Origin of the sequence: Frankia sp. KB5, from assembly GCF_002099325.1 — a bacterium.
GTDB lineage: Bacteria > Actinomycetota > Actinomycetes > Frankiales > Frankiaceae > Frankia > Frankia casuarinae.
On record NZ_MRUJ01000281.1, the window covers coordinates 1 to 9952 of the forward strand.

Genomic DNA, 9952 nt, shown 5'->3' on the forward strand with positions numbered 1-9952 from the left:
TTCAGACGTAGTGCGCAGAGCCAACAATCGCGCCGTTTCCGATCTAGCTTCGCTGCGCGTCCGACTGGCCGCGACGTCGACCGTTCTCGCCGTACCCGCCCGGAACCTTGAGGACTTCGGGCGGAGGTACGGCGTTGTCCAGTTGCAGGATGCTTACAACCGGTGAAGACTCTCGAAAGTGTGGGACGGCTGATCTCGAATCGTTGCGACCAGGGATATTGTCATGGTCGGAGGTCCATGAAGTCGGCCATCTCGCTAAGGCCACTACTCTTTGCGGTGCGGACGCCGGTAGCATCCAACAATGTGCCGACCAATGAATGCGCCGTCCGTTGATTTCWCAGCCATTCGGGAGCAGACTTTCGGATGCTCACCAGAGTTCTCGTTGCACCCGGGTAATTATGCGTAGAGACCTGCGCTTCGGCCACGGTCAGTAGATGGCGAGACCACCTACCCGAAGACATCTTCTTCGATGGTCGGACGGACCGAGCCAGGTGGAGTGCTAGAGACGGATCGCCACCTATAAGAGTGTTTTCAACGGATGCCGTCTCGACCACAGTCGGCCCGAAAGAGATCCATGCATGCGGCCCGTAATCTATCCTGTCGGTCTCGACCCGAACAGCCGCCATGCGAGCAAGTTGGATCAGTTCGTGCGATGTATCAGGCCGGTTATTTCGGGATGCCGCGCTACTACCTCGAAGAAGCAATGTTCCCCACACCGAGAGATGCTGRGGTGTGGCCTTGGTCATCGAAGGTTCGATGTTTTCGGCAGCGCGTACCGCGATTTCTTCCGCTTCATCGAAGCGCCTTTGTCTTAGTAGATACCATGACAGCACGCCGGTGGCGGTCRCATCTAGGATTTCGCTACCCGCACGGGATGACGTCTCCTTTGCCTTCATCACAGACCAATAGCCGAGGTCTTCGTGTCGAAGGTAGATGAGTACGGCCCCTGCAAGGCGGTACGCCTGAGCCAGATAGCGCAATGCGGTTAGTTCATCGTCGCCGTCATAGTGCGACACTGCTACTTGTGCCGCATCGAGTATCCCGGGCAGCTCTGTAGCGGCGAGCTGATAGCGAGAACTGTTGTAAGCGCGCCCCGCCCGAGCCAAGGTTTTGCCAATTTCGTCTAGCGCGGGTGGTTCGCTGGCGGGGGYAGAATTCAGGCTATCCGACGAAGGCATTAGCGTCTTCCGCAGTGCCCAGAGACTAGGTTCCTGAAGAGAGTCCCGCGGCGCCACAGATTCGCCGTTATCGAAAAGCTCAGAGGTCTTAACGTTCAGACCACGGGCCAACGCATGAAGCGTTTCTATTCGAGYCCCCGCCCGTCGATTCTGCTCTAGCTTTCTGATTACGGCGACGCTGACACCAGAGCGTGCGGCTAGCTCTTCCTGTGAGAGAGAGCGCCTACGCCGTATCTGGGCAATCCTGTCACCAGGCATTATGTCGGGCATGCCGTCACCTCCGATGCGGAGCGTAGCAGAGGCCCGCAAGAATTCCCACCGACTGCTCAGGACGTCCCGCAAGTTCGTAGGCCCGGGATTGACTTTCTGAGGCCCGAAATCGGCCAGACCCCATGACGACTTTCGGAGCCGCGCGAGAGACACGACACATGGCCCCCGGCTCCCGTCATGCTGACGGGCTAGATYCACTGGAGGCTGACTCCCGGTGCTCCGCGCGTAGGGGACCGCCCGGCGGTAGATCAAATAGAGCAATCAGCTACTTCAGTTGCGGGCTTGCCGGCCCCGTTGGGCCCGACGAATCCGGCGACGACCCCCTCGGGAATCGTGAGGTCGAGACCGGTGACGACGGTCCGGCGCCCGTAACGCTTGGTCAGACCCTGGACGTCGACRGCGGCCGGCCGGTCTGTCTCAGGTACCGGCCGGGTGGTGCCGGGCCGGGTGGCGCCGGGCCGGGTGGCGCCGGGTGATGGCGAACCGGGCCCGCCAGTGGTTGTCATCATGGGAATCAGACTGGTGTGGCCGCCCCCTCACGTCGTCCGTCCAGCGGCGGCATCGTCGTACGCAATGTGACGCAGCACCGGGTACGCCCAGCCGGCTCAGACGAGGCMGGCCTGGTGGGCCAGGACGGCGAGCTGGGCCCGGTCCCGCGCCGCCAGTTTCACCATCACCCGGCTCACGTGGGTGCGGGCCGTCGCCGGACTGATCACCAGTCGGGCGGCGATCTCGTCGTTGGACAGCCCGTGGCCGACGAGGCTCATCACCTCGCGTTCCCGCACGGTCAGCCCGCGCAGGTCCGGGGCGGCGACGGCGGCTGGCCGGCGGGCGAAGGTCTCGATGACGAGTCGGGTCACCGTCGGGGAGAGCAGAGACTCGCCCGCGGCGACGACCCGGATCGCTCGCAGCAGGTCGGCGGCCTCGGTGTCCTTGAGCACGAAGCCCGAGGCGCCGCCCCGCAACGCCTCGAAGACGTATTCGTCCAGCTCAAAGGTGGTGACCATGACGACCCGGGTAGCGGCCAGGTCGGGATCCTCGACGATCGTCCGCAGCGCCGCCAGCCCGTCGAGGACCGGCATGCGGATGTCGAGCAGCACGACGTCGGGTCGGGTGGCGCGGACGAGTTCGACCGCGGCCCGACCGTCCTCGGCCTCGCCGACGAGCTCCAGATCGTCCTCGGTCTCGATGAGTACCCGCAGCCCGAGCCGCACCAGCGGCTGGTCGTCGGCCACCGCCACCCGGATCACGAGCGGGTCACCCAGCTGGGGAACGTCCGGCCGCCGCCGGTATGCACCGGAAGCTCGGCCCGGACCTGCCAACCGCCGGCCCGGACCGGTCCGGCGGTGAGGCTTCCGCCGAGCTCCGCGGCCGTGCCCGGCTGGTCGGTGACGTCGACGACGAGCCGGCCGTCGATGATCCCCATGGTGACGCGCACCCGTACTCCGTTCGGCTCCCCGTGCCGGAGCACGTTGGTCAGCGACTCCTGAATGATGCGGTAGGCCGCCAGATCGAGGTCCGCCGGCAGGCCCGTGAGATCCTGGGAGTCTCCCTGCGTGACGAGCTCGACGGGCACCCCGCAGAGCCGGACCTCGCGCAGCAGGCTCGGGAGTCGGCCGAGTCCCGTCAACGGGGTCCTGGGCGGCTCGTCAGGCGCCTCGCGGGCCCTGCCGGTCCCCCCTCCCGGGTATCCGTCGAGGACGCGGCGGCGGCGCTGGTGGTGGCGGCGGCGCTGGCGGCGGCGGTGACGGAGTCCGCGGCCGCCGCCGGGTCCGCCCGCCGGCCGGCCCGGGTGAGCGCCAGGGTGGCCCGCAGCTCGTCCAGCGCGTCGACGCTCGTCCGGCGGATGGCCTCCAGGGCCACCTGGGCCTGCTCGGGACGCCGGTCCAGCACATGCAGCGCCACCGCGGCCTGTAGGGAGATAATGGACCGGCTGTGGCCCACGACGTCGTGGACCTCGCGAGCCATCCGCAGCCGTTCCTGTTCGATCCGGCGGCGGGTCGCCTCCTCCTTGGCCTGCGCAGAGGCGATGCGGTTGAGTCTGATCAGGGCGCCCACGAAGGCGGGGACGGTGCAGGACGCGACCGTCCCGATCATCGTGATGCCGAACTTCCAGCCGCCGTCGGCATATCCCCGCAGTAGCGCGACGACCGAGCCGAGGAAGATCAGCAGAACGCAGACCCCCACGGCTCGGCTCGTCGTCCGCTGGTCGTGGCGCAGCCCGACCGCGAGCCCGGACACGATCACGGGAAAGAAGGCGGGGCCGTGCGGGTAGCCGGTGCCGAGGTAGCCGCCGAGGAGCAGGCTCGTGGCCATCAGCATGGCCAACGGAGCCCGGCGGCGCAGGGGGATGGCGGCGGCCAGCAGGGCGAGCAGCACGTAGGCGAAGGCATCCAACGGCCGGGAGGGGGGCACCTGGTCGGCACCAACCTCCCCGGAACCGCGGAGCAACGCCGCCGCGGTGAACGCGGTGAACAGGAGGTCACCGATCACCGGGAAGATGCCGCGCCTGGCCTCTACCATCTCTCCGACGGTAGCGAGCCGCCGTCGTGCCGACATCCGCCACTGGACGTATCCGGCGTACGGGCCGGGACGCAGCCGGGAGCCGGGACGCAGCCGGGAGGAGGAAGCGCCCGGCCGGTGGTCGACCGGTTTCGACGTGTCCTTGCGATGCCCTTGTTACGGATTGTCTCCTTGTTACGGTTACGCTGCGGCCTGAGGGTGGCCGTCGCGGCCCGAGGGCTCACGACGGCCGGTGGCGGGGAGGTGCCAGGAGGATGATCCTCGCGATCGAAGGCGTTGACGGCGCGGGCAAGAACACGCTGACCGGGCGGCTGGTCGCCCGCCTCACCGCCGCCGGCCGCAGCGTCGCGACGCTCGCCTATCCCCGCTATGCGACCGAGCCCCTCGGCCCGGCGGTGCGTGGCCTGCTGGCCGGCGATCCGCGGCTTGCGCCGCTCGCGGCCTCCCCCCGGGCGAGCGCGATGATGTTCGCGCTCGACCGGGCCAACTCCCGTCCCGAACTCGACGCTCTCGTCCGTACGCACGATCTGATGATCATCGATCGTTACGTGGCGTCGAACGCGGCGTACGGCGCGGCGCGGCTGCCGGCCACCGAGCGGGAGAGCTTTCCCGCCTGGATCGCCGAGCTGGAACTCGGCGCGCTCGCGCTGCCGGTGCCCGATCTCCAGGTCCTGCTGCGGATCCCGGTGGGGACGGCGCGGGCGGGTACGCTCGCCCGCGCCGGGGCCGACCGGGGGCGGGCGCTGGACACCTTCGAATCCGACGACGGGCTGCAGGAGCGGTGCGCGCGGATGTACGAGGAGCTGGCGGCCCGGAGTTGGGTCTCCCCGTGGCTGGTGGTGGACCGGGAGACTGGTGTCGACACGATCTGCGAACACCTCGCCACCCGGTAGGGACGCTACGGACAGTGAGACCATCCCGGGTTTTCCGGGTTTTCCGGGTTATGCAGGTTATGCAGGTTATGCGTTAGGCCGAGGCCAGCGCCTTGGCTCGCCGGGTGGCACGTTCCGTGGTCCGCGCCAGCTTCGCTTCCTGCTGCGTCGCGAGGGCGTCGAGCCCGGTGACGAAGGCGGAGACCTCCTCGCGGGCCTTCTCAGCCTCGCCATTCAGGCCCTCCAGGTCGAAGAACCGCCAGTGACGCAGGACCGGCAACACCACGTCGTCGTGGTGGATGCGCAGGTTGTAGATGCCGGCCCGGGCGATCTGGATCGCCTTGCGGCCGAAGTCACGGATGCCGGTGCCGGGCATCTGGAAGTTGACGAGCTCGTCGCGGATGGCCACCACAGTACGCGAGGGGTCGAGCTCCAGCGCCCCCGCGATCACGTTCCGATAGAAGATCATGTGCAGGTTCTCGTCCGTCGCCACCCGCGTGAGCAGCTTCTCGGCGATCGGTTCCCCGCAGAAACGGCCGGTGTTGCGGTGGCTCACCCGGGTCGCCAGTTCCTGGAAGGAGACGTACACCGTTGCCTCCAGCGGGGACTTGTTCCGGCTGTCGTAGCCCTTGCCCATCTGGTACATGCGGTTGCGTTCGAGGGCGATCGGGTCCACCGCCCGGGTGACCAGGAGGTAGTCGCGCATTGCTATGGAGTGGCGCCCCTCTTCGGCGGTCCACCGGTGCACCCAGCTTCCCCAGGCGCCGTCCTGGCCGAACGCGTCCGCGATCTCTCGGTGGTAGCTGGGCAGGTTGTCCTCGGTCAGCAGGTTGACCTCGAACGCGATCTGCGCGATCTGCGAAAGCTTCGACTGCCCGGGCTCCCAGGGGAGGCTGTCGAAGTCGCGGCCCTCGCCCCAGGGTACGTACTCGTGCGGCATCCATTCGGCAGCGACGCCGAGATGCCGGTTCAGGTTGGCCTCGGCGACGGGCTCCAGATCGCGTATCAGGTCGATGTCCGTGAGTGATTTCATTGGGGAACTGTTCCAGAGGGATCATGTGTTAACCATGTCCCGCGGGTGTGGATTACCGAGCGTGGAACTGTTCCGCCGAGGCAGTCCCGCTGCGGGACCGGGCCTCCTCGCCAGGCCCGGCGAGGAGGCCCGGGCGGACAGTCCCGGCGCGCCCGGTCGGCATCCGGCTCACACCGAACTCTCATGATGCTCGGATGAACTCGATGCGGACGATGCCGGCATCGCCGTTCGCATCGCCGTCCACCCGCCGCATCGAGGTCGCGTCCAGGGAGCCGGACATGTCCACTGCCCCGCGTGTGCTGGTCGTCGACGATGAGCCGAACATCGTCGATCTGCTGCGGATGGCGTTACGTTTCCATGGTTTCGACGTCCTGACCGCGACCACCGGTCGGGCGGCGCTTGAGTTGGCCGTCGCGGCCCGGCCGGATCTGATGATCCTTGATGTGATGCTGCCCGACATCGACGGCTTCGAGATCTGCCGGAGGTTGCGCGCGGACGGGCACCCGGTACCCGTCGTCTACCTGAGCGCGCGCAACGCTCACCGGGACAAGATCGCCGGCCTCACCTACGGCGGCGACGACTACGTCACCAAGCCGTTTGCCGTCGACGAGCTCCTCGCCCGGGTCCGGGCCGTGCTGCGCCGGACGTCACCTCCGCCGGCCGAACCGGCACCCGCGCCGCCGTCCCCGCTGCGGTTCGCCGACGTGGAACTTGACCCGGACGCCCATCTCGTCCGCCGCGCCGGGGAGCCGATCGACCTGTCGCCGACGGAGTTCTCCCTGCTGCGGTACTTCCYGACCAACCCTAACCGGGTGCTGTCCAGGACCCAGATCCTCGACGCGGTGTGGAGCTACGACTACGGGGGCGAGTCGACCATCGTGGACCAGTACGTCAGCTACCTGCGGCGCAAGCTCGGCCGGCACGGCCCGTCCCTCATCCACACCCAGCGCGGTTTTGGCTACGTGCTGCGCCTTCCGGTGGCGGGGTCCAACCGGTGACGCTCCGCCTGAAGCTGATGTCCGGCCTGATCGCGCTGACCGCACTGGGACTGGTCATCGTGGGTGGGGCGAGCGTGTTCGCGCTGCGTGCCTACCTGGACGACCGGATCGACCARCAGCTCAYCCGCGCGCGGGTGCTGGGCGGCCTGCCGGCCGCTGTCTATCTGTCCCGGTGGGAGGCGCTGGGCCGGGCCGGGGTGGAGCGGGCCGTGGCGCCGACCGACTACCTGGTGGAGATCCGGCGGACGGACGGGACGGTGCTGCGCATCGCGGGTTCGGTGACTCCCACGCCGCCGGCCACGCCCCTGCTGGACGCCGCCGGGGACCGGGGTGCCACACCGTTCACCGTCATCGCCGACCGGGAGCGGTACCGAGCGGTCGTCCGGGACAGTCCGCGCGGGCCGCGGGTCCTCGTCGCGCTGCCGCTGAAGCCGGTCACGGAGACGGTCCACCGACTGGTGATGATCGAAGTTGCGGTGGGTCTCACGGTGCTTGCCGCGATCGCCGTGCTCGCCTGGGTGTGGCTGACCCGTGGCCTGCGCCCACTGCGTCAGATGATCTCCACCGCGTCGGCGATCGCCGGGGGGGATCTCGACCGGCGGGTGCCGGCGGGGTCGGCCCGTTCGGAGACCGGTCAGCTCGCCACGGCCCTCAACACGATGCTCGGCCAGATCCAGGCCGCGTTCGCCGCCCGGGTCACATCCCAGGAGCAGCTCCGCCGCTTCGCCGCCGACGCCTCCCACGAGCTGCGGACGCCGTTGACCTCGATCCGCGGCTACGCCGATCTGCTGCGCGGCGGAATGGTGACGGCGGTCGACGCGGATGACGCGCTACGCCGGGTCCAGGAGGAGGCCGCCCGAATGAGCACCCTTGTCGACGACCTGCTGTACCTGGCCCACCTCGACGAGCAGCGACCGATGCGGCGGGCCGGGATCGACCTCGCCGGGCTCGTCCGCGACGCCGTCGCCGACCTGCGGGTTGCGGCCCCCGAGCGCCCGGTGAGCGCCGAGCTCCCGGCGAGCTGCGTCGTCCTCGGCGACGAGAACGCGCTGCGCCAGCTCGCCGGCAACCTCCTGACCAACGCCCGCGTCCACACCCCGCCCGAGACGCCGATCGAGGTGTGGCTGCAGGCGCTGCCAGCGGACGCCGCGCCGACCGGCCCCGCCGGCCCCGGGACCCCCGGGGGCGCGGAGCTTCACGTCATCGACCACGGGCCGGGCATGCCACCGGAGGTCGCCGAGCACGTGTTCGACCGCTTCTACCGGGCCGCGGACAGCCGGGCCCGGGGGCATGGTGGCAACGGATTGGGGCTGTCCATCGTCGCGGCGACCGCCGCCGCCCACGGCGGCCGGGTCGAGGTGTCCAGTGCCGTCGGCGCCGGCACGGTCTTCCGGTTCCTGCTGCCCGCACCCGCCGGCTGACCGCCGAGCCGTCCGGCCGTCCTTCGGTGACGTCATCCTAGAAAGGCAGCCCCCAGCGCAGCCTGGAGGAAACCGATGAAGATCGGTATTAGGAACAATGATCCCGCGCGAACGATCAGAAGGATGGATGCAGGAAAGTTCGGCTCGCTCGCGATGGCGGCGCGTAGGGACAGTAGGGTCTGGACCCTCGACGCCAGAGAGTTCATGTCACCGCTGCCTTGTAGGGCCTCACGCTGAGCGGCTTCGAGTACCTCTCCGAACCTCCCTAGTGCATCGTCTTTTTGCCTCTTCGCCACGAAATAGATCCGGTGGGTCGGATAGAGGAAGCAGAGCAGGCTCCCGAAAACGAGCGGCGCGGCGACCAGTGCGGCCAGAATGCGTCCAATAATATTAATCTGCCCAGAGATGATGTAGACGCCGGGTAGAAACAAGCCACCGCTGCTGAACATAATTCCCGTCCGGTAGCTGTAGGTGGAGTAGGCATTGAGGAGGTGGCTCGCGTCTGGTCCAAAAGGATGCCATTGGATGGTGTCCTGGATGCCTATCCGGGCGACGATCAAAGACTTTGCGACGGCCCATATGCCAACACCGAAGGCGTACCCAAGTGTGGTGACCACAAAGAGGCCGGCGAAGAAATCGGAGGAGCCAATATTACCGCTACCTATCTGATCGCGAAAGAATCGGTTATTGAAGCAGTAGCCTAGGATGATGGCCGCCATCAGAAGCGATKCTATGAAGGGGTACTTTTTATCGATGGCCAGCACGGCTCGGGCCATGCGCTCGCGAATATCATTTGCGATGTTATTAGAGTTGTCGACCACGCACATCAGGCTCTCAAAGCCGRCCTCCCACAGCACGATCAAAGCAGGCGCGAGCATGATCCATGTGCCGGCTGACCACATCACCGGTGTGAGGTGGTGAGGAAGGTGGGTTCGGGCAGGGGAAAGCATCCAGACGACAAATATAATAGAGGGTCCTGCGCCGAATATCGCCATTGACAGCAGCGCCCTCGACGAGCGGTAGCCATCCGCGTTAAAAACTCTTGTGGCGACCGCATCCGTGATCCGACTATACGGACTTACGGAGGAAGTGGACGCTAGTGTTTGAGACTGATGGCGGGTAACGCTGTGCTGGCACCGGTTGTATAAACACGCACCGGTGGATCTTCTCGTTAGAACGGACATCATCTCCGTGTGCCGCGGATGAGGATTCGGGCCCCTGTGGACAGGTACATACGGCGTTCATCGAAGAGCATAAGAGATGCTGCGTCCATAACGTGGCTGTCTCGAGACGCTGCCCGGATAACCAKATTAGCCCATCTCCTRTRGCCCATGAGTATATTTGCCACTGTACAGCTGGCGAAGTGCAATCGAAAGCGCCGTCTAAATTTCTGCTCAAAGAGCTGAAGGCCACCGCTGAGCTCTGCGTGGCCCAGCCCATTCCAGCCTTCGAGGGCTGCGGCGAGCATCTCCGCCGCTACCATCGCGTAGACAATACCTTCGCCACTGAGCCTGGATGCACCGACGGGATTTCCGCACCATTCCAGTTGATCTGTAGCGATGGTTAACGTTCGGTAGTTGTCTGTGGGTGTGGCTGGTCGGCCGCTCACGGTTCGGCGGCTCGTCCGTGATCCCTGGTCGGGGTCGGGGTGGGTGGT

At 66.9% G+C, this 9952-nt stretch carries 8 protein-coding genes and 1 pseudogene; 3 read left to right on the forward strand and 6 right to left on the reverse strand.

Annotated elements, in window-relative coordinates; all coding sequences use genetic code 11:
* Positions 1-1729: 1729 nt before the first annotated feature.
* From KBI5_RS28180 to KBI5_RS22200, 4 genes and pseudogenes are all read right to left on the reverse strand, one after another.
* Positions 1730-1957, reverse strand: a pseudogene (locus tag KBI5_RS28180) (ABC transporter ATP-binding protein); the annotation flags it as partial.
* A gap of 96 nt (positions 1958-2053) precedes the next feature.
* Positions 2054-2698, reverse strand: coding sequence for a response regulator transcription factor (locus KBI5_RS22190; protein ID WP_085016347.1), 645 nt, complete (start codon positions 2696-2698; stop codon positions 2054-2056).
* Positions 2695-3078: a signal transduction histidine kinase gene (locus tag KBI5_RS22195; protein ID WP_011434769.1), complete on the reverse strand. Its 384-nt coding sequence runs from the start codon at positions 3076-3078 to the stop codon at positions 2695-2697. The genes KBI5_RS22190 and KBI5_RS22195 overlap by 4 nt, the downstream gene beginning before the upstream one ends.
* Positions 3075-3971 carry a histidine kinase gene (locus tag KBI5_RS22200; RefSeq protein WP_023840881.1) on the reverse strand — a complete coding sequence of 299 codons (897 nt, stop codon included), beginning with the start codon at positions 3969-3971 and terminating at the stop codon, positions 3075-3077. Before KBI5_RS22200 ends, KBI5_RS22195 begins: the two co-directional genes overlap by 4 nt.
* A gap of 254 nt (positions 3972-4225) precedes the next feature.
* Between KBI5_RS22200 and KBI5_RS22205 the strand changes: the two genes are divergently transcribed.
* On the forward strand, positions 4226-4864 hold the full coding sequence (locus KBI5_RS22205; RefSeq protein ID WP_011434771.1) for a dTMP kinase: 639 nt from the start codon (positions 4226-4228) through the stop codon (positions 4862-4864).
* Positions 4865-4937: 73 nt separating this feature from the next.
* Here KBI5_RS22205 and KBI5_RS22210 read toward each other — a convergent pair whose 3' ends face one another.
* Complete coding sequence (locus tag KBI5_RS22210) at positions 4938-5876, reverse strand: acyl-ACP desaturase (RefSeq protein WP_011434772.1); 939 nt, start codon at positions 5874-5876, stop codon at positions 4938-4940.
* 278 nt (positions 5877-6154) lie between these two features.
* Between KBI5_RS22210 and KBI5_RS22215 the strand changes: the two genes are divergently transcribed.
* Positions 6155-6874: a response regulator transcription factor gene (locus KBI5_RS22215; RefSeq protein ID WP_085016348.1), complete on the forward strand. Its 720-nt coding sequence runs from the start codon at positions 6155-6157 to the stop codon at positions 6872-6874.
* Positions 6871-8295 (forward strand): HAMP domain-containing sensor histidine kinase, encoded by a 1425-nt coding sequence (locus KBI5_RS22220; protein WP_085016349.1) that lies wholly within the window; start codon positions 6871-6873, stop codon positions 8293-8295. The genes KBI5_RS22215 and KBI5_RS22220 overlap by 4 nt, the downstream gene beginning before the upstream one ends.
* A gap of 32 nt (positions 8296-8327) precedes the next feature.
* On the opposite strand, the gene KBI5_RS22225 is transcribed toward KBI5_RS22220, so the two are convergent.
* On the reverse strand, positions 8328-9290 hold the full coding sequence (locus KBI5_RS22225; protein ID WP_133057114.1) for a hypothetical protein: 963 nt from the start codon (positions 9288-9290) through the stop codon (positions 8328-8330).
* Positions 9291-9952: the final 662 nt, after the last annotated feature.